Genomic DNA, 20,312 nt, shown 5'->3' with positions numbered 1-20,312 from the left:
TGCAGTAATGAGAGTCGCAGCGGCGCCGATGCGATCGCGCAAGGCCGCTGCCGGGATGGCGACACAAACCGCTCGATTCTAGCGCACGCGCCTCCCCGTACCGGCCCCACCCGCGCTCGCGACGCGATTGTCAGAAAACAGTTGCGCGCATCCTGGTTAGCCCATATAATTCATTTCTTCGACGGACGCGGGGTGGAGCAGTCTGGCAGCTCGTCGGGCTCATAACCCGAAGGTCGTAGGTTCAAATCCTACCCCCGCAACCAACCGTCCAGAATTTCGCAAAAAGCCCGGCTTCGCGCCGGGCTTTTTGTTTTTGCGCGCCCGGGCTTCCCGCCTTCTTCGCGCACTCTCCCGCCGTTTCTCCCGACACGCCGCCGCATGCGCGCGGCGTTCAAGAATGCCGCGGGCCGGTGATACACTCGCATCACCTCGTCCCTTCCACTCGACATGAAATTCTGCTCCGTCTGCGGTCACGAAGTCCTTGCGCGCATTCCGCCTGGCGACAACCGCGAGCGCTTCGTCTGCGATCACTGCGGCACGATCCACTATCAGAATCCGCGCAACGTCGTCGGCACGGTGCCGGTCTGGGGCGACCAGATCCTGCTGTGCCGCCGCGCGATCGAACCGCGCTACGGATTCTGGACGCTGCCGGCGGGTTTCATGGAAATGGGCGAGACCACCGCGGAAGCCGCCGCGCGCGAAACGCTCGAGGAAGCCGGCGCGCGCGTCGAAGTGCAGAACCTGTTCACGCTGCTCAACGTGCCGCACGTGCACCAGGTCCACCTGTTCTACCTTGCGCGGCTCACCGATCCGGGTTTCGAAGCCGGCGAGGAAAGCCTCGAAGTGAAACTGTTCGACGAAGCCGACATCCCGTGGGACGAGATCGCGTTCCCGACCGTCAGCCAGACGCTGCGCTTCTTCTTCGCGGATCGCGCCGCCGGCGACTACGGCGTGCACACCGGCGACATCTTCCGCTCGCTGCGCAACGGCTGAGCCCTACCCATGGTTCCCTGGCTCGGCCCGGACGATCCGTTTCCGTCCATCGAACGCGCGCTCGGCCCCGCGACCGGCGCGCCCGGGCTGCTCGCCGCGAGCGCCGACCTGCTGCCGTCGCGCCTCATCGACGCCTACCAGCGCGGCATCTTCCCGTGGTACTCGGACGGCCAGCCGGTGCTGTGGTGGAGCCCCGACCCGCGCATGATCCTCGTGCCGGCCGAATTCAAGGTATCGCCGTCGCTGCGCAAGACGCTCAAGCGCGTCCTGCGCGAACCGGGTTGGGAAGTACGCGTCGATCACGACTTTCCCGGCGTGATGCGCGCGTGCGCGCAGGCGCCGCGCCGCGGGCAGCGCGGCACCTGGATCACCGCCGAGATCATCGACGCCTACACGTCGCTCTACCGCTCCGGCAACGCGCACAGCATCGAGACGTGGCACGACGGACGCCGCGTCGGCGGCCTCTATGGCGTGTCGTTCGGCCGGATGTTTTTCGGCGAGTCGATGTATGCGGACGTGACCGATGCGTCGAAAATCGCGCTGGCCGCGCTCATCGCGCACCTTCGCGAGCAGGGGCTGGAAATGATAGACTGCCAACAGAATACGTCGCATCTAGCGTCGCTCGGCGGCCGCGAGATCGCACGCAAGGCCTTTGTCGCTCACGTGCGCCGCGCGGCAGCCGAACCGCCGATCCCGTGGCAGTTCGACAAGCGCGTGCTCGCCACGCTGACGAGCCCCGCCGAAACGGCGGCGCCCACCGGGGGCGAGCGCTAGCGCGGCACTCCTTCCCTGCATCGAGAGCTGCCCATGACTCATCCGACTGAGCTGCCGCTTTCACCGCTTTCGGCGCTGCAATTCTATGCAACGGCGCCCTATCCGTGCAGCTATCTGGACGGCCGCATCGCACGCTCGCAAGTCGCGACGCCGAGCCACCTGATCAACTCCGACATCTATACCGAACTCGTGAAGGCCGGCTTCCGCCGCTCGGGCGTCTTCACGTATCGTCCGTACTGCGACGGCTGCCGCGCCTGCGTGCCGGTGCGCGTGCCGGTCGGCGAGTTCGCGCCGACGCGCACGCAGCGCAGGATGTGGAAGCGGCACCGCACGCTGGTCGCGACGGTGTCACCGCTGCACTACGACGAAGAGCACTACGCGCTCTACATGCGCTACCAGTCCGCGCGCCACGCGGGCGGCGGCATGGATCGCGACAGCCGCGACCAGTACGAACAGTTCCTGCTGCAAAGCCGGATCAACTCGCGCCTCGTCGAATTCCGCGACCTCGACGCACCGGGCGGCGAACCCGGCAAACTGCGGATGGTCAGCATGATCGACATCCTCGGCGACGGGCTGTCGTCGGTCTACACGTTCTTCGAGCCCGACGACCGGCACACGAGCTACGGCACCTACAACATCCTGTGGCAGATCGAACAGGCGAAAAGCCTCGGGCTGCCCTACGTCTACCTCGGCTACTGGATCCGCGAGAGCCCGAAGATGGCCTACAAGGCGAACTTCCACCCGCTCGAAGGGCTGATCGACGGCCGCTGGAAGACGCTCGACCCGGAACGGGTCGACCTGCCGCCCGTCGACGCGGCGCTCGCACGCGCGCCGTTGCCGGGCGGGCATTCCGGCTCGGGCTGACCCGCGTCGCGGCGGCTACGAAGCGAAGCACGCCCGTGCCGCGCAACTCCCGGTAAAATAGCGGGTTGTCATTCATTTCGGCCGTCCGCCCCATTCCCGTGTTCAGTTCCCTCTATCCGCTGGCCCGCGCATCCCTGTTCAAAATGGATGCGGAAGACGCTCACCACCTTACGCTGCGCGCGCTCGGCGCGGCCGGCCGCACCGGCCTCGCCTGCGCGCTGTCGGCCCGCGTGCCCGACGCGCCGCGCACCGTGATGGGGCTCACGTTCCGCAACCCGGTCGGCCTCGCGGCCGGCCTGGACAAGGATGGCGCGGCCATCGACGGCCTCGCGGCGCTCGGCTTCGGCTTCATCGAGGTCGGCACGGTCACGCCGCGCCCGCAACCCGGCAACCCGCGCCCGCGGATGTTCCGGCTGCCGCAGGCCGAAGCGCTGATCAACCGGATGGGCTTCAACAACCACGGCGTCGACCAGTTCGTGAAGAACGTGCAGGCCGCCCGCTATCGCGGCATCCTCGGCCTGAACATCGGCAAGAACGCCGACACGCCGATCGAACGCGCGGCGGAGGATTACCTGTACTGCCTGGAGCGCGTATACCCGTTCGCGAGCTACGTGACGATCAACATCTCGTCGCCGAACACGAAGAACCTGCGCCAGTTGCAGGGCGCGGGCGAGCTCGACGCGCTGCTCGCCGCGCTGAAGGACAAGCAACAGCGCCTCGCCGACCTGCACGGCAAGCTCGTGCCGCTCGCGCTGAAGATCGCGCCCGATCTCGACGACGAACAGGTGAAGGAAATCGGCGACACGCTGCTGCGCCACAAGATCGAAGCTGTGATCGCCACCAATACGACGCTGTCGCGCGCGGCCGTCCAGGGCCTGCCGCACGCGGACGAAGCCGGCGGCCTGTCGGGCCGCCCCGTGTTCGACGCGTCGAACGAGGTGATCCGCAAGCTGCGCGCCGAAGTCGGCGACGACGTGCCGATCATCGGCGTCGGCGGCATTTTCTCGGGCGAGGACGCCCGCGCGAAGTTGGCGGCCGGCGCGGCGCTCGTCCAGCTCTATACCGGCTTCATCTATCGCGGCCCGGCGCTCGTGTCCGAATGCGTGAAGGCGATCGCCCGCGAACGCACCGCGTAATATAGCCATAAGCAAACTATATTTAGCCATCGATAGCGTTTTTGCTATCCTCGCTTCACGATCAGAATCATTGACCCGCACAGGGCAAGGACACACACGATGAAATTTTCGCTGTTGAAGAAGCTGCTGGTGGCCGGCGTGATCGGCACGTCGTTCGCTGCGGCAACCGCCCACGCGGCGGACCTCCTCGACCAGGTCAAACAACGCGGCACGCTGCGCGTCGGCCTCGAAGGCACGTTCCCGCCGTTCAACTCGAAGAACCCGCAAGGCGAACTCGTCGGGTTCGACGTCGACATCGCGAAGGCCGTCGCCGCGAAGCTCGGCGTGAAGGCCGAATTCGTGACGACCGAATGGAGCGGCATCATCGCGGGCCTGCAGGCCGGCAAGTTCGACGTGATCGCCAACCAGGTCGGCATCACCGACAAGCGCAAGGAAACGCTCGACTTCTCGCCCGCGTACACGTACTCGTCCGCGCAGTTGATCCAGCGCAAGGACGACACGCGCGAGTTCAAGTCGCTGGAAGATCTGAAGGGCAAGAAGCTCGGCGTCGCGCTCGGCACGAACTACATGGACATGGCGAAATCGGTGCCGGGCATCGACGTGAAGACGTACCCGGGCGCGCCCGAGTACTTGCGCGATCTCTCGGCCGGCCGCCTCGACGCGGCGCTCAACGACCGCCTGATGCTCGCGTACCTGACGAAGAATTCCCAACTGCCGCTGCGCCCGGGCGCGAACGTCGGTTCGGCGAACCCGTCGGGCATCCCGTTCAAGAAGGGCAACCCGAAGTTCCAGAAGGCGATCGACGACGCGATGACGCAACTCGAGGCCGACGGCACGTTCACGAAGATCTCCGACAAATGGTTCGGCATCGACGTGACGAAACCGATCAAGTAAGCACGCCTGCATTTCCCGCCTGACGGCGGGCCGGAAAGGGCGGCATCCGCAACGATGCCGCCCTTTGTTTTATCGGTCCGGTTTATGATTGCGCTTTCGCGCACGCATTCGCTTCGTATTCCATGTCGACAACGTCCCTGCTCGTCCAATCGCTGCCGGTGCTCGCCCAAGGTGCCGTACTGACCGTCAAGTTCGCCGTGCTGTCGATGGTGTTCGGCCTGCTTGGCGCCGTCGTGCTCGCGATGATGGGCATCCGGCAGAGCGAAGCGCTCGACGGCTTCGAGCGCATCTGGGTCAATGCGCTCGCGTGGCTGGCGCGCGCGTACGTGAGCCTGATGCGCGGCACGCCGCTGCTCGTGCAGATCTTCGTCATCTATTACGGGCTGCCGAGCCTCGGCATCTCGCTCGACCCGACGCCGGCCGGCGTCATCGCGCTGTCCGCGAACGTCGCGGCCTACATGTCGGAAAGCATGCGCGGCGCGATCAACGGGATCGCGCGCGGCCAGTGGCTCGCCGCGTACAGCCTCGGGCTGTCGTGGGGGCAGACGCTGCGCTACGTGATCGGCCCGCAGGCGCTGCGCATCGCGGTGCCGAGCCTGTCGAACAGCCTGATCAGCCTGATCAAGGACACGTCGCTCGTGTCGGTGATCACCGTGACCGAACTGCTGCGCAGCGCGCAGGAAGTGATCGCGGCAACCTATCAGCCGCTGCCGCTCTATCTCGCCGCCGCGGCCGTGTACTGGATCCTGTGCCAGATCCTCGAATGGGTGCAGCGCTGGTACGAAAAGCGCCTGTCGCTGCCGTCGCGGCACTGAGCCGCGCCGTTGCGCCGGGCCGCGCTCGCGGGCCGGGCGCTGTCCTTCCCGCCTGTTCCGTCTATTCGCCCGAATAGCGCACGCCGAGCACGGCGCGCGCCGCATCGGTCATCGCGATCATCTGCCGCGAATGGTCGTGCGTCATGATCGGGCTTTCGGTCTCGCCCGCGCGCAACAGGTCGCAGAAATGCGCGGTTTCGTAGTTCAGCCCGCCGCCCGCGGCCGGTGCGTCGAGTTCGACGGTGCGCCCGTCCGCATAGCGGATCGTCGCACGCTCGGGGTTCCACCACTTCTCGTGAATCGTCACGTGGCCGCCGGCCGCGGCGATCAGCGCGTCGCCGCGCCCCATCACGTCGAGCCCGCAAAAGAGCTGCGCGATCCCGCCGTTCGCGTGCACGCTGTTCAGGCTCGCGAACAGGTCGACTCCCGTCGCGCCGACGCGGCCGAGCGTCTGCACGTCGCGCGCCGCGCCGAGCCAGTCGACGGCGAGAAATGCCTCGTAGATGCCGATATCGAGCAGCGCGCCGCCCGCGCGATCGAGCCGATAGACGGAATGGTCGTCCGGCACCGACGACGAGGCGCAGCCCGCCCGCACGAGCCGGATCTCGCCGATCGGATCGTCACGCAGGTGCGCACGCAGTTGACGGTACAGCGGGAAGAATGGCGGCTTCATCGCCTCCATGAAGAGCAGCCCGGCGGCGCGCGCCGCGTGCAGCACCGTGTCGAGTTGCGCGGCGTTCAGCGCCGCGGGTTTCTCGCACAGCACGGCCTTGCCGGCAGCCAGCGCGGCCAGCGTGTACTGCGCGTGACTGTCATGGAGCGTCGCGATGTAGACCGCGTCGATGTCGCTCGCGAGGAGCGCGTCGAGGCGCGCGGCAGGCGTGCCGCCGTATGTCTCGCAGAAGGCGGCCGCTGCGTCGGCGCGGCGGGCCCAGACGCCGGCGAGCGTGGCGCCCGGCACGTGCGCGAGGCTTTGCGCGAAGCGGCGCGCAATGCTGCCTGCACCGACGATGCCGAAGCGCACCGGGCGATGGTCGTTGTCGTTCATCCTGATCTTCCGTGTCGGTCGTATGACGGTTGCCGGCACGCTGCCGGCCGGCCGTCATGATAAACGGCCCGGCGGCACACGGATGAACGACACGCGCGGCGTCAGGCGCGCACCGGCACGTCGACCGAGAAATCGCGCGAAATCTCGTCCGCGCTGAAATCGATCAGCGCGAGCGACGCCGCTTCGGCTTCGCGCGGGTCGCGCCGCTCGATCGCATCGACGACGCGCGCATGCGCCTTCACCGCGATGTCGTGCGCACCTTCCTTCTGCACGACGCGCGGATTCACGAGACGCACCGCGCCGCGCACGATCGCCGCCATCTGCTGGAAGAACTGGTTGCCGCTCGCCTGGACGATCCGCGTATGCAGCAGCTCGTCCGCCGTGTCGTAGCCGGTGTCGCCCGGCTGCAGCACCTTGAACGCATCGAACGCTTCGCGAATGCCCGCGATGTCGGCCGCCGTCGCACGCACCGCCGCCTGCGCGGTCGCACGTGGTTCGATCAGCATCCGGAATTCGATGACGTCGCGCATGAACTGCGGATCGGGTTTTGCCCGGAATCGCCAGCTCACGACGTCTTCGTCGATCATCCGCCAGTCGCGCATCGGCCGCACGCGCGTACCCACTTTCGGCCGCACGTCGAGCATGTCGCGCGCAAGCAACATCGACAACGCTTCCCGCATGACCGTGCGGCTCACGTCGAACTCTTTCGACAGCACGTCCTGCGGCGGCAAGATGCCGCCGTACTTGTCCTCGACGATACCCGCGACAAGCCCATCCATCACTTTGGCGACCAGTGACCGGTCTTTGCCCTGCTCCATGACACCTCCCCGTGCGTCGATTTGCGAACACCTGCTCCGCAGTTCCGCCGGCCCTGGTTACTACTCTGTTCTTATGATCTATAAGTTGATGAGTTCGACGATATTTCGCTATCTGGTAAACACCTGACAGGGTTATCCCTCTTCTGAACGAGGTGATTTATACGGCTAAAAAAAAGGCCCGGGAAGCGCGCCGCGCTTGCCGGACCCCGGTTTCCACAAGATTTAACCATCCAATCCATGACGGCCGATACCGCGCCATTACGGACTGCTTCTCATTCAGTTTCAGCCAGCCGGATAAACGATGGTTTCAACGCCGTTTTCCGTGCCGAGCAAGCACAGATTCGCGCCGCGTTCGGCGAACAGGCCAACCGTCACGACGCCCGGCCATGCGTTCACCTGCGCTTCGAAACCGCGCGGATCGGCGATCTGCAGGCCCTTCACGTCGATGATCTCGTTGCCGTTGTCGGTGATGTAGGGCGCGCCGTCCTTCGTCACGCGCAGCACGGGCACGCCGCCGAGCGCGGTCACGCGCCGGCCGATCGCCGTGCGCGCCATCGGCACGACCTCGATCGGCAGCGGGAACGCGCCGAGCACCGGCACGCGCTTGCTGGCGTCGGCGATGCAGACGAACGTGTCGGCCACCGACGCGACGATCTTCTCGCGCGTCAGCGCGCCGCCGCCGCCCTTGATCATCGCGCCGCCGGCGTCGATCTCGTCGGCGCCGTCGACGTACACCTGAAGCGAGTCGATCTCGTTCAGGTCGAACACCTTGATGCCGTGCGATTTCAGGCGTTCGGTCGTGGCGACCGAGCTCGACACGGCGCCGCGATAGCGCGCTTTGACGGCGGCGAGCGCGTCGATGAAGCAGTTGGCGGTCGAGCCGGTGCCGACACCGATCACGGCGCCTTCCGGCACGTTCTGGATCACGTAATCGGCGGCGGCCTGGCCGACGAGGCGTTTGAGTTCGTCTTGAGTCATGGCGTGGTAATGCTGCGGGATGGCGAAAAGCCGCCAGTTTACCGGAGTCGGCCGACGCCCCCGCGTTTTTCGGCGTGCGATACGCGCCACGTATTCAGCGCGTGTCGGCCGCCGGTGCGGGGTCCGTCGCCGGCGTGCCGGGGAAGTACTTGTCGAGCAGCGCCTGGGCGATCGCGTCGCTTTCCGCGTCCGGATTGCCCGCGTAATCGGACGGCCGGAAATGCATCTGAAACGCCGCGAACACGCGCCGCGTGCGCGCGTCGAGCACGCCGTCGGTCGGCACGTCGTAGCCGTAGCGCGCGAGCTTGAGCTGCAGCTCGCGCACGTCGACCGGCGCGTGCGGGTCGCGGCCGCCGAGCCGCGCGACGACGGTCGCGTCGTCCGGCCATGCGCCGACGCCGGCTTGCGCGAGCGCATGCCACGGAAACAGCGGGCCGGGATCGATCTTGCGTTGCGGGGCGATGTCGCTGTGCCCGACCACGCGCGTCGGCGGAATCCCGTAGCGCGCGACGATGTCCTTCGACAGGCGGATCAGCGCGTCGACCTGTTCGGGCGGATACGGCTGCCAGGTGCGCTGCTGCGCGTCGAGCGGGCCGCGGTTCACGTTCTCGATGCCGATCGACACCGCGTTCAGCTCGGTCGTGCCCTGCCACTCGCTGACGCCCGCGTGCCACGCGCGCCGAGATTCCGGAACGAGCTGGTAGACGACGGGCATCCCGCGCTCGGTGCGTGGCTGCGGCGGGATGACGTAATGCACGCTGACCGATTCGCCGGTCAGCGTGCGCAGCGATTTCGTCTCGTCGCTTTCGGTGTAATGCATCACGAGAAAGCGGATCCGCGAATCGGCGCCGCGCGCATGCAGGCTCGTGTCGGCATAGTAGGTGCCGCGTTCGACGAGCGACGGCGACGTGCAGGCCGCCAGCAGGCCCAGCACGGCGCAGGAGACGCCAACACGAAACAGGGTCATCGGTCGCGGGTTCCGCAGAGTCGCGTGCCGCATTGCATCGCGGCACGCGTCGTTCGGGTCATTCGACGCCCGCGCATCGCGCGCGGGACGGACGGTGCCGAGGGCAGCCGCGGGCTCAGCCCTTCACGCGCCGCTGGCGCACGGCTTCGTACAGGCACACGCCGCTGGCGACCGACACGTTCAGGCTTTCCACGCTGCCGGCCATCGGGATGCTCATCACTTCGTCGCAGGTGTCGCGCGTGAGCCGGCGCATGCCTTCGCCTTCCGCGCCCATCACGAGCGCGACGGGGCCGTCGAGCTTCGTCTCGTAGAGCGTCGCCGATGCCTCGTCCGACGTGCCGATGATCCACACGCCGGCTTCCTTCAGCTCGCGCAGCGCGCGGGCGAGGTTCGTCACCGTGATGTACGGCACCGTATCGGCCGCCCCGCTCGCCACCTTGGCCGCGGTCGCGTTCAGGCCGACCGCGCGGTCGCGCGGCGCGATCACCGCATGCGCGCCGGCCGAATCGGCGACCCGCAGGCACGCGCCGAGGTTGTGCGGATCGGTGACGCCATCGAGCACGAGCAGCAGCGCCGGCCCGTTGATGCCGTCGAGCAGCTCGGACAGGTTCTGCGCGAGCGGCATGTCCTCGACGCGCGCGACGACGCCCTGGTGGCGCTCGGTATGTGCGAGGCCCCACAGGCGCGTTTCGTCGGCCGCGATCAGCCGCACGCCCGCTTCCTTCGCGGTGTGCAGGAAGTCCTGCATGCGGCGGTCGCGGCGCGTCTGGTCGTACAGCACCTCCGCCACCGTCGATGCATCGTGCCGCAAACGTGCGGTCACCGCATGAAAACCGTAAAGAACCTTCAGACGTGACATGACTGGAACAACCTTCGATCAAACGTGCGGCCGCGCGACATGCGCAGCCGCGATCCATGGAAAAGGAAAGCGCCGCGTGGCCGGCCGATGACCGGTGACGCGGCGTCTCTCGATACTGCAGGGCGTGCGCGTAGGCCGCCCCGAACGCTCAATACTTCTTGCGGGCGCGGGCCTTCTTCGCGGGTGCGCCGCCGCCACCGCCGCCCTTCTTCTTCGCGGCGCCACGCGCGGCGCGCGCTTCCTTCACCGCGACGCTCGGCGCGCTCGCGGCCGTCTTGCGACGCGGCGCGGCTTCCTCGACCGGCGGCAGCGCACGCACGCGCGGGCCGCTGCCGTTGCGATCGCCGCCGGCAGCCGGCGCGGGCGACGGACGCGGCGCCTTCACCGGCGTATCGCGCACGAGGCGGAAATCGATCTTGCGCGCATCGAGATCGACGCGGCTCACCTGCACGCGCACGCGATCCGACAGGCGATAGCGGATGCCCGTGCGTTCGCCGCGCAGCTCGTTCTTGATCTCGTCGTACTGGAAGTAGTCCGAGCCGAGCTCCGTCACGTGCACGAGCCCTTCGATGAACAGCGTGTCGAGCTGCACGAAGATGCCGAACGACGTCACGCCGTTCACCATCCCGCCGTACTCCTCGCCGAGCTTGTCGCGCATGAAGTAGCACTTGAGCCACGCTTCGACGTCACGCGACGCCTCGTCCGCGCGACGCTCGTTCGCCGAGCAGTGCAGGCCGAGCTCTTCCCAGATCGCCGTGTTCGAACGCGAACGGCCGCGCGCTTCATCGTCGGCCTGCTGCATCGCGCGGGCGCGCGGCGACAGCGCGGTATTCAGCTCGAAGCCTTCCGGCGCCTTCGGCGTGTATTTCTTGCCCGACAGGATCGCGTAGATCGCGCGGTGCGTGAGCAGGTCGGGATAGCGGCGGATCGGGCTCGTGAAGTGCGCATACGCCTCGTATGCGAGACCGAAGTGGCCGATGTTGTCCGGGCTGTAGACCGCCTGCTGCATCGAGCGCAGCAGCATCGGCTGCAGCATCTGCGCGTCCGGCCGGTCGCGGATCTGCGCCATCAGCGCCGCGTAGTCGCTCGCATGCGGCTTGTCGCCGCCGCCGAGCGACAGGCCCATCCCGCGCAGGAACGCGCGCAGGTTCTCGAGCTTCTCCGGCGTCGGCCCCGCGTGCACGCGGTACAGGCCCGGATGCTTGTTGCGCTTCAGGAAATCGGCCGCGCAGACGTTCGCGGCCAACATGCATTCCTCGATCAGCTTGTGCGCGTCGTTGCGCTGACGCGGCACGATCTGCTCGATCTTGCCCTGCGAGTTGCAGACGATGTAGGTCTCGGTCGTGTCGAAGTCGATCGCGCCGCGCTTTTGGCGGGCGGCGAACAGCGACTTGTAGACGCCGTACAGATCCTGCAGGTGCGGCAGCAGGTCGGCGCGGCGCGCGGCCTCCGGCCCCTTCGTGTTCGACAGCACGGCCGCGACTTCGGTGTACGTCAGGCGCGCCGCCGAATGGATCACCGCCGGATAGAACTGGTATGCCTTGATCTCGCCGCGCGCGGTGATCACCATGTCGCACGCAAGCACGCAGCGGTCGACCTGCGGGTTCAGCGAACAGAGGCCGTTCGACAGCTTCTCCGGCAGCATCGGGATCACGCGGCGCGGGAAGTAGACCGACGTACTGCGCTCGAGCGCGTCGGCGTCGAGCCCGCTGCCCGGCTGCACGTAGTGCGACACGTCGGCGATCGCGACGATCAGCCGGAAGCCGTCGCCGCGGCCGACCTTGACCGGCTCGCAGTAGACGGCATCGTCGAAGTCGCGGGCGTCCTCGCCGTCGATCGTCACGAGCGGCACGTCGCGCAGGTCGACGCGGAAACGCAGGTCGGCCGGCCGCACCTTGTCGGGCAGCGCGGCGGCCTCGTCGAGCGCCGGCTGGCTGAATTCGTGCGGCACGCCGTACTTGCGCACCGCGATTTCGATTTCCATGCCCGGATCGTCGATATCGCCGAGCACTTCGACGACACGGCCGAGCGGCTGCGAATGGCGGCTCGGGAAATCGGTCAGCTCGACGACGACGACCTGCCCGACCTTCGCCTTCTTCACGTTCTGCGTGATCAGGATGTCGTGGCCGATGCGCTTGTCTTCCGGCGCGACGATCAACGCGCCGTTCTCGTTCAGCAGGCGGCCGATCACGCGCTTGTTCGCGCGCTCGGTGACTTCGACGACATGCCCTTCGGGACGGCCGCGGCGATCGTAGCCGACGATCCGCGCGAGGACGCGGTCGTTGTGCATCACCTTCTGCATTTCGCCGTTCGGCAAGAACAGGTCGTCCTGGCCGTCGTCGCGGATCACGAACCCGTAGCCGTCGCGATGCCCCTGCACGCGTCCCGCGACGAAATTCGACGGATGGGTCAACTGATAGTGGCCGCGCTTGTCGAGGCGGATCTGGCCGTCGCGCTCCATCGCGGCGACACGCCGGAAGAACCCCTCGCGCTCCTGCCGCTTGATCGACAGGGCTTCGGCGATGTCGTTGGCGGCCAGCGGCGCGTCGCTCGTACGCAGCACGCCGAGAATCTCTTCACGGCTCGGAATGGGGTACGGATATTTGCTCAAGGGTTTGTCGATGATTGTTCTCGTTGCGTTGACCGATGGTGCACGGCATCAACATAGAGGTGTCCGTCAGACAGTTCTATATTGACGGCGGCGGGTCATTCTATCACCCGCCTTGTGTCGCCAAATGACGGGAATGCCGCCGGCACGCGCGGCGGCAGCCGGTTTGCGATGCATCGCAAAAAAGTGTTGACAGGCATAATTGGGGCGCTATAATTTCGCTTCTTTGCAGCAAGCAGCTACTGCAAAACGTGCCCAGGTGGCGGAATTGGTAGACGCACTAGGTTCAGGTCCTAGCGGTGGCAACATCGTGGAGGTTCGAGTCCTCTCCTGGGCACCATCTGTTTTGAAAAGGTCGGCTTTATGCCGGCCTTTTTTCATTTCGGCGCTGGCATCGCGAGTGTCCGTCTTCGGCCTTTATGTCGGCCGCTTAGATCGATAGCAGAATGAATCGGTTATCAATCGCCCTCCCCGTTGTTACGTTGGCCGCCTCGCTTTCGACGCATCCAACGAGGCGCCCCTCCATGACGTCGATGAACCGCCGCGCATTCGCACACGCGATGCTGGCCGCGGGCCGCGCTGCCGCCGGTGTTCGCGCGCACGCCGAGAACGCACCGGCCACGCCGCGCATCGGGTATCAGAAGTCGTCGACGCCGATCACGCTGCTCAAGACGCGCGGCACGCTCGCGCAGGCGCTGACGCCGCCCGGCCTGCGCGTGTCATGGCATGAATTCGCGAGCGGATTGCCGCTGACCGAAGCGCTCAACGTCGGCGCCATCGACTTCAGTGCGGACGTGGCCGATACGGTCCCTGTCTTCGCGCAGGCCGCGCATGCGCGTTTCGTGTACGTCGCGCAGGAGGCGCCTTCGCCGGAGGCGCGGCGATCGTCGTCAAGCAGGACAGCGCGCTACGCACGCTCGCCGATCTCAACGGCCGGCGCATCGCGGTCACGAAGGCGGCCGGCAGCCACTACCTGCTGCCTGCGGCGCTCGCCCGCGCGAAGCTCGCGCCCGCCGACGTGGCGCTTCATTACCTGACACCCGACGGCCGCGCCGCATTCGAACGCGGCAGTGCGGACGCATGGATCACGTGGGATCCCTATGTCGCGTCGGTCGACCGGAATCCCGACGTACGGATTCTGGCCGACGGCACCGGACTCGCGTCGTACCGGCACTAGCACCTCGCATCGAGCAGCTTCGCCGCCGCGCGATCCGACGTCGTCCAGATCGTATTCGATCAGTTGTCGCAGGCGGGCACATGGCTGCACGAGCATCAGCAGGAGGCCGCCGCCACCCTCGCGCCAATCTGGGGACTCGACGCGAAGACCATCGAGCGCGCGAACGCGCGAAGCAGCTATCTCGTGCGTGCGGTGGTCGCGCGGAACTTTGGCCAACAGCAGAAGATCACGGACACGTTCCTTGCGGCCGGGCTACTGCCCGCCCGCGTCGATACCAGCCAGGCACAGCGCTGGAATTTCACGACGAGGCGCGCGGAGCCGGTCGGCGCGTGACGGTCGGCTACGGCCCGCTACGCAACGCGCGCCCTATTTTTACCGCGCCGGATGAAATTGTGTTGACAGACTCTGCCGACACGCTAAAATAGCGGTCTTCGCATCGCAGCAAGAAGCGAAACGTGCCCAGGTGGCGGAATTGGTAGACGCACTAGGTTCAGGTCCTAGCGGTGGCAACACCGTGGAGGTTCGAGTCCTCTCCTGGGCACCATCTGTTTTGAAAAGGTCGGCTTTATGCCGGCCTTTTTTCATTTCCAGCCCCGGACTGCACGGTACACGCACCGACATCGATGATTCGCGTCGCCGCAAACCGATCGGCACATCGATCGCCCTGCCCGACCCACTCAACTATTTTCGCTTGCGACACTCAAATAGTGTTGACAGCCCCGAAAGACACGCTATAATTTCGCTTCTTTGCAGCAAGCAGCTACTGCAAAACGTGCCCAGGTGGCGGAATTGGTAGACGCACTAGGTTCAGGTCCTAGCGGTGGCAACATCGTGGAGGTTCGAGTCCTCTCCTGGGCACCACTCGATTTATAAAAAAGGTCGGCGAAAGCCGACCTTTTTTCATTTCGAGCCCAGGAAGCAAAGCGCCTGCGCGCTTTGCGCGAGGACTCGAAAGGCTGCGCTTGCAAGCGCAGCCGGGGTCGCGCTTGTGACCGAGTCCTCTCCTGGGCACCATCTGTTTTTGAAAAGGTCGGCTTTATGCCGGCCTTTTTTCATTTCCAGCCCCCTCGCAAAATCGGGTGCGTTGACGGAATTTCCGCATCGCGGACGCAACGCATATCGTCCTGCCACACCCGTACCGCCCCACTTCAGCCGCCGCACACCGCCGATCCGCTTAACGACCGCATCGCGCCCCTTCACTTCGCTGCGGCATGAAACGTCCGTCGCAGAACAAAAAACCGGGATTTCCCTAGGCTGACAGGCCGCCGCTCACGCGGTTAAATAAATCAACGTGATTTATTTAATGCGCCGCCGAGCGGTGCGACATGGAAGGAGACGCCATGAGAAGCCCGCACTCCGGCCAGGGAAGCAATTCGGCCAACGTGCGCCGTTACAACGAGCGCCTGCTGCTGAAGACGCTGCGCCGCGCCGGCAGCGCGTCGAAGGCCGATCTCGCCCGTCTCGCGAGCATGACGGGGACGGCGGTCGGCAGCATCATCGCGTCCCTCGCCGACGCGAAGCTGATCGAATTCGCTGGCCGCACCGAAGGCCAGCGCGGCCAGCCCGCGTCGCTGATCCGCCTCGATCCGCGCGGCGCGTTCGGCATCGGCGTCCATCTCGACCGGATGCGCATCGAGACGGCGCTCGTCAACTTCGCGGGCGACGTGCTCGGCCGCCGCTCGCACGACACGCTGCTCCCCGCACCGGCCGACGTGCTCGAGATCGTGCGTCACGACATCGACGCGATGCAGGCCCTGCTCCCCGACCATGAACGCGCGCGCCTGACCGGCGTCGGCGTCGCGCAGCCGTACAACCTCGGTGCGTGGATGCGCGAGCTCGGCCTCGCGCCCGACACGTTCCGCGCGTGGGAAGACGTCGATTTCGCGGCCGATCTCGGCCGCACGCTGTCGCTGCCCGTATTCGGCGAAAACGACGGCAACGCGGCCGCGATCGCCGAACTGTTCTACGGGTACGGCCGGCAGTGCGACGACTTCGTCTACCTGTTCATCGGGCCGGCGATCGGCGGCGGAATCGCGATCGACGGCGACTGCCTGCGCGGCGTGACCGGCAATGCCGGCGACATCGCGGTGATCCCGGTGCCGCCGAGCCGGCTGGCGTCCGCGCCGCCGCCGCGCGGCCAGTGGGACATCCTGCTCGCGCGCGCATCGCTGCATGCGCTCGTGCGCCACCTGCGCCATCACGGCGAGACGGTCGAGAATCGCGCCGATCTCGAAGCCTGCATCGCCCGCGGCCTGCCGGCCGTCGACGAATGGATCGACGACTGCGTCGACGCGCTCGCGCCGGCGTTGCGCGCGGTGCTGTGCGTGATCGACGCGCCGGTGGTCGTGCTCGACGCCGACACCGACGCGGGCCTGCTCGACGCGGTCACGACCCGCCTGCGCGCGGCGCTGGTGGCCACCGCGCCCGAGGCGCGCGGCACGCCGGTACTCGTGCGCGGCACGTTCGGCGCCGACGCCGGCGCGATCGGCGCCGCCACGCTGCCGATGTTTTTCAACTTCTCTCCGCGGGCCGGCATCCTCAAGGGCGCCCGCACCGATTTGCAGGAGGTCCACCATGTCGCGTTCTGAGTCGCCCCGCCCGCTGCTCGAGATGCGCGGAATCAGCAAGACGTTCCCGGCCGTGCGCGCGCTCGACAACGTCAGCCTCACCGTCTACCCCGGCGAGATCCATTCGCTGATGGGCGAGAACGGCGCGGGCAAATCGACGCTGATGAAGATCCTGTCGGGCGCCTACCGCGCCGACGCCGGCGGCGAGATCCTGATCGACGGCCAACGCATCGACATCGACGGCCCGCTCGCCGCGCGCGATGCCGGCGTCGCGGTGATCTACCAGGAGCTGTGCCTGTCGCCGAACCTGACCGTCGCGGAAAACATCTACATCGGCCGCGAACTGCGCCGCGGCAACCGGCGCTGGGGCACGATCGATCGCGCGGCGATGGCGCGCGGCTGCCAGGACGTGCTCGCGCGCCTGGGCGCCCCGTTCGGCCCCGACACGCTCGTCGACACACTGTCGATCGCCGAGCAGCAGCTCGTCGAAATCGCACGCGCCGTGCACACCCGCGCCCGCATCCTCGTGATGGACGAACCGACCACGCCGCTGTCGTCGCGCGAAACCGAGCATCTGTTCAGCCTGATCCGTCAGTTGCGCGAGGAAGGTCTCGCGATCATCTACATCAGCCATCGGATGGCGGAGATCTACGAACTGTCCGATCGCGTGTCGGTGCTGCGCGACGGCACCTACGTCGGCACGCTGGAGCGCGAAGCGCTGTCGGCCGAGCGGCTCGTCGCGATGATGGTCGGCCGCGACATCTCCGGCTTCTACAAGAAGGAGCACGCGCCGTACGACCCCGGCCACCTGCTGCTGTCGGTCCGCGACATCGCCGACGACGCGCGCGTGCGTGGCTGCAGCCTCGACCTGCACGCCGGCGAGGTGCTCGGCATCGCGGGGCTCGTCGGCGCGGGCCGCACCGAGCTCGCGCGGCTGATCTTCGGGGCCGAGCCGCGCGCGCGCGGCGACGTGAAGCTGGGCGAGCGTACGTTCGGCGCGCACTCGCCGCGCGACGCGATCGACGCGGGGCTCGTCTACCTGACCGAGGACCGCAAGCGCCAGGGCCTGTTCCTCGACATGAGCGTGCGCGACAACATCAACATCTCGGTGTGCAACCGCGATGCGCGGCTCGGTGCGCTCGACCTCGCGCGCGGCGCCGAACGCGCGCGCGACGCCATCGCATCGCTGTCGATCCGCGTCCCGCACGCGAACGTCAACGTCGGCGCGCTGTCGGGCGGCAACCAGCAGAAAGTGCTGCTGTCGCGCCTGCTCGAGACGAAGCCGCGCGTACTGATCCTCGACGAACCGACCCGCGGCGTCGACATCGGCGCGAAATCCGAGATCTACCGGATCATCAACGAACTGGCCCGTGCCGGCGTGGGCGTGATCGTGATCTCGAGCGAACTGCCGGAAATCATCGGCGTCGCCGACCGCGTGCTCGTAATGCGCGAAGGCGAGATCGCCGGCGAACTCGGCGGACATACGCATACGCCGATCACGCAGGAAGCGATCATCGCGCTCGCCACCGGCTCGCAGGCCGAACTGGCCGACGCGCACTGAGCGCCGCCCCTTTTCATTTCACTCTCACATTCAGGCTACCGAAATGATCAACCCGACCAAGCAGCGGAACCTCGCTTCCGCGACCGCCCACCCGGTCGCCAACCGCACGCCCCTAATGCGCGGCGCCGATCATCGCGCCCGCATGCAATCGCTGATCCGCACGGCCGGCATGCTGCCGGTGCTGCTGGTCCTGTGCGTCGGTTTCGGCTTCCTGACCGACGGCTTCTTCACGCTGCAGAACCTGTCGATCGTCACGCAGCAGGCGTCGATCAACATCGTGCTCGCCGCCGGCATGACCTTCGTGATCCTGACCGGCGGCATCGACCTGTCGGTCGGCTCGGTGCTCGCCGCCGCGGCGGTCGCGGCGCTGATCGCGTCGACCATTCCCGGCTGGGGCTGGCTCGGCGTGCCGTTCGCGCTCGTCGTCGGCCTCGTGTTCGGCGCGATCAACGGCGGGCTGATCTCGTTCCTGCGCCTGCCGCCGTTCATCGTCACGCTCGGCGCGATGACGGCCGTGCGCGGCGTCGCGCGCCTGATCGGCAACGACACGACCGTGTTCAACCCGCAACTGCCGTTCGCGTTCATCGGCAACGGCTCGATCCTCGGCGTGCCGTGGCTCGTCGTGATCGCGTGCGCGGTGATCGCGATCTCGTGGTTCATCCTGCGCCGCACGGTGCTCGGGATGCGGATCTATTCGGTCGGCGGCAACCCGGAGGCCGCGCGCCTGTCGGGCATCAACGTGCGGGCGATCCAGATGTTCGTGTATGCGGCGTCGGGCCTGCTCGCCGGGCTCGGCGCGGTGATGTCGGCCGCGCGCCTGTATGCGGCCAACGGTCTGCAGCTCGGCCAGTCGTACGAGCTCGACGCAATCGCCGCGGTGATCCTCGGCGGCACGAGCTTCGTCGGCGGCGTCGGCTCGATCGTCGGCACGCTGATCGGCGCGCTGATCATCGCGGTGCTGACCAACGGCCTCGTGCTGCTCGGCGTGTCCGACATCTGGCAGTACATCATCAAGGGGCTGGTGATCATCGGCGCGGTCGCGCTCGATCGCTATCGCCAGCGCGACTCGGCCCGTACTTGACTCCCTTCCCTCATCGTTCAACCATCGGCGCGCAGGCAGGTCCTCCTGCGCGCGTTCACCAACAGACCTCTCGGAGACACAACGACATGTTCAAGCACACCGCCGCCCTGACCGCCGTCGCCTGCGCACTCGCCTTCGGCGCCGCCGCCGCCCACGCAGCCGACAAGCCGCTGAAATCGATCGGCGTCACGGTCGGGTCGCTCGGCAATCCGTACTTCGTCACGATCGTGAAAGGCGCCGAAGCGCGCGCGAAGCAGCTCAACCCGAATGCGAAGGTCACGGCCGTATCGGCCGACTACGACCTGAACAAGCAATTCACGCAGATCGACAACTTCATCTCCGCGCACGTCGACATGATCCTGCTCAACGCGACCGACCCCAAGGCGATCGAGCCGGCGGTGAAGAAGGCGCAGGCGGCCGGCATCACGGTCGTCGCGGTGGACGTCGCCGCGGCCGGCGCGAACGCGACCGTGCAGACCAACAACGTGAAGGCCGGCGAACTCGCGTGCGACTACCTCGCGAAGAAGCTGAACGGCAAGGGCAACGTGATCATCGAGAACGGGCCGCAGGTGTCGGCCGTGATCGATCGCGTGAACGGCTGCAAGGCCGTACTCGCGAAGAACCCGGGCATCAAGCTGCTGTCGAGCGACCAGGACGGCAAGGGCTCGCGCGAAGGCGGGATGAACGCGATGCAGGGCTACCTGACGCGCTTTCCGAAGCTCGACGGCGTGTTCACGATCAACGACCCGCAGGCGATCGGCAGCGATCTCGCGGCGAAACAGCTGAACCGCCCGAACATCGTGATCACGTCGGTCGACGGCGCGCCGGACATCGAGGTCGCGCTCAAGTCGAACACGCTCGTGCAGGCGTCGTCGAGCCAGGATCCGTGGGCGATGGCGCAGCAGGCCGTCAACGTCGGCTACGGGATCATGAACGGCCAGAAGCCGGCCAATCCGATGATCCTGATCGAGCCGACGCTCGTCACGCGCGACAACGTGAAGACCTACAAGGGCTGGAGTTCGCCGCGCTGATCGCGGCGATCGCGCCGCCCGCCCGCGAGGCCGGGCGGTGCCGGGCCGCGTCGCCGCGCGCGACGGCCCGCACTGCCCGCCTGTTCAGATTCAGATCAACCGCCGCACGGCCGCGCGCGACGCCGCGGCACAAGGTATCAA

Annotated in this window: 16 protein-coding genes, 4 tRNA genes and 1 pseudogene; 15 read left to right on the top strand and 6 right to left on the bottom strand. The window is 67.0% G+C overall.

Annotated features, from left to right (window positions below; genetic code table 11):
• Positions 1–186: 186 nt before the first annotated feature.
• The 7 genes from QZM72_RS29160 (at position 187) to QZM72_RS29130 (ending at position 5,476) form a co-directional block, all read left to right on the top strand.
• Positions 187–263 (top strand) — tRNA-Met (locus tag QZM72_RS29160).
• A gap of 184 nt (positions 264–447) precedes the next feature.
• On the top strand, positions 448–993 hold the full coding sequence (locus tag QZM72_RS29155; protein ID WP_006476111.1) for an NUDIX hydrolase: 546 nt from the start codon (positions 448–450) through the stop codon (positions 991–993).
• A gap of 9 nt (positions 994–1,002) precedes the next feature.
• Positions 1,003–1,767 carry a leucyl/phenylalanyl-tRNA--protein transferase gene (gene aat / locus QZM72_RS29150; RefSeq protein WP_089467345.1) on the top strand — a complete coding sequence of 255 codons (765 nt, stop codon included), beginning with the start codon at positions 1,003–1,005 and terminating at the stop codon, positions 1,765–1,767.
• Positions 1,768–1,800: 33 nt separating this feature from the next.
• Positions 1,801–2,631, top strand: a complete 831-nt coding sequence (locus QZM72_RS29145; protein ID WP_069621413.1) for an arginyltransferase — start codon at positions 1,801–1,803, stop codon at positions 2,629–2,631.
• Positions 2,632–2,729: 98 nt separating this feature from the next.
• Positions 2,730–3,767, top strand: coding sequence for a quinone-dependent dihydroorotate dehydrogenase (locus QZM72_RS29140; protein WP_089467344.1), 1,038 nt, complete (start codon positions 2,730–2,732; stop codon positions 3,765–3,767).
• A 99-nt stretch (positions 3,768–3,866) separates the two neighbouring features.
• Positions 3,867–4,661 (top strand): cystine ABC transporter substrate-binding protein, encoded by a 795-nt coding sequence (locus QZM72_RS29135; protein ID WP_089467343.1) that lies wholly within the window; start codon positions 3,867–3,869, stop codon positions 4,659–4,661.
• Positions 4,662–4,783: 122 nt separating this feature from the next.
• On the top strand, positions 4,784–5,476 hold the full coding sequence (locus tag QZM72_RS29130) for an amino acid ABC transporter permease (protein WP_006484207.1): 693 nt from the start codon (positions 4,784–4,786) through the stop codon (positions 5,474–5,476).
• Between the two features lie 61 nt (positions 5,477–5,537).
• On the opposite strand, the gene QZM72_RS29125 is transcribed toward QZM72_RS29130, so the two are convergent.
• From QZM72_RS29125 to rnr, 6 genes are all read right to left on the bottom strand, one after another.
• On the bottom strand, positions 5,538–6,524 hold the full coding sequence (locus QZM72_RS29125) for a Gfo/Idh/MocA family protein (RefSeq protein ID WP_089467342.1): 987 nt from the start codon (positions 6,522–6,524) through the stop codon (positions 5,538–5,540).
• Positions 6,525–6,625: 101 nt separating this feature from the next.
• Complete coding sequence (locus QZM72_RS29120; RefSeq protein ID WP_089467341.1) at positions 6,626–7,342, bottom strand: FadR/GntR family transcriptional regulator; 717 nt, start codon at positions 7,340–7,342, stop codon at positions 6,626–6,628.
• Positions 7,343–7,624: 282 nt separating this feature from the next.
• Positions 7,625–8,320, bottom strand: a complete 696-nt coding sequence (gene rpiA / locus QZM72_RS29115; protein WP_301739795.1) for a ribose-5-phosphate isomerase RpiA — start codon at positions 8,318–8,320, stop codon at positions 7,625–7,627.
• A gap of 94 nt (positions 8,321–8,414) precedes the next feature.
• Positions 8,415–9,287 carry an N-acetylmuramoyl-L-alanine amidase gene (locus QZM72_RS29110; protein WP_301739794.1) on the bottom strand — a complete coding sequence of 291 codons (873 nt, stop codon included), beginning with the start codon at positions 9,285–9,287 and terminating at the stop codon, positions 8,415–8,417.
• Between the two features lie 115 nt (positions 9,288–9,402).
• Entirely contained in the window at positions 9,403–10,146 is a 744-nt protein-coding gene (rlmB, locus tag QZM72_RS29105) for a 23S rRNA (guanosine(2251)-2'-O)-methyltransferase RlmB (RefSeq protein ID WP_089467338.1), read from the bottom strand.
• A gap of 148 nt (positions 10,147–10,294) precedes the next feature.
• On the bottom strand, positions 10,295–12,757 hold the full coding sequence (gene rnr / locus QZM72_RS29100) for a ribonuclease R (protein WP_089467337.1): 2,463 nt from the start codon (positions 12,755–12,757) through the stop codon (positions 10,295–10,297).
• 250 nt (positions 12,758–13,007) lie between these two features.
• On the opposite strand from rnr, the gene QZM72_RS29095 reads away from it, so the two are divergent.
• The 8 genes and pseudogenes from QZM72_RS29095 to QZM72_RS29060 all read left to right on the top strand — a co-directional run bounded on the left by QZM72_RS29095 (position 13,008) and on the right by QZM72_RS29060 (position 20,171).
• Positions 13,008–13,094: transfer RNA gene (locus QZM72_RS29095), tRNA-Leu, on the top strand.
• A 184-nt stretch (positions 13,095–13,278) separates the two neighbouring features.
• Positions 13,279–14,264, top strand: a pseudogene (locus QZM72_RS29090) (aliphatic sulfonate ABC transporter substrate-binding protein).
• A 124-nt stretch (positions 14,265–14,388) separates the two neighbouring features.
• Positions 14,389–14,475 (top strand) — tRNA-Leu (locus QZM72_RS29085).
• 230 nt (positions 14,476–14,705) lie between these two features.
• Positions 14,706–14,792, top strand: a tRNA-Leu gene (locus QZM72_RS29080).
• Between the two features lie 479 nt (positions 14,793–15,271).
• A complete protein-coding gene (locus QZM72_RS29075) occupies positions 15,272–16,519 on the top strand; it encodes an ROK family protein (RefSeq protein ID WP_301739793.1) in 1,248 nt (415 codons plus the stop codon).
• Complete coding sequence (locus QZM72_RS29070) at positions 16,506–18,059, top strand: sugar ABC transporter ATP-binding protein (RefSeq protein ID WP_301739792.1); 1,554 nt, start codon at positions 16,506–16,508, stop codon at positions 18,057–18,059. Before QZM72_RS29075 ends, QZM72_RS29070 begins: the two co-directional genes overlap by 14 nt.
• A 43-nt stretch (positions 18,060–18,102) precedes the next feature.
• Positions 18,103–19,140: a ribose ABC transporter permease gene (locus tag QZM72_RS29065; RefSeq protein ID WP_011545296.1), complete on the top strand. Its 1,038-nt coding sequence runs from the start codon at positions 18,103–18,105 to the stop codon at positions 19,138–19,140.
• An 86-nt stretch (positions 19,141–19,226) separates the two neighbouring features.
• On the top strand, positions 19,227–20,171 hold the full coding sequence (locus tag QZM72_RS29060) for an ABC transporter substrate-binding protein (protein ID WP_089467335.1): 945 nt from the start codon (positions 19,227–19,229) through the stop codon (positions 20,169–20,171).
• The last annotated feature ends 141 nt before the right edge of the window (positions 20,172–20,312 follow it).

The organism is Burkholderia sp. AU45388, assembly GCF_030481585.1.
Lineage (GTDB): Bacteria > Pseudomonadota > Gammaproteobacteria > Burkholderiales > Burkholderiaceae > Burkholderia > Burkholderia sola.
Note: the sequence above shows the minus strand (reverse complement) of the source record. Positions and strands in the feature narration are given on the sequence as shown.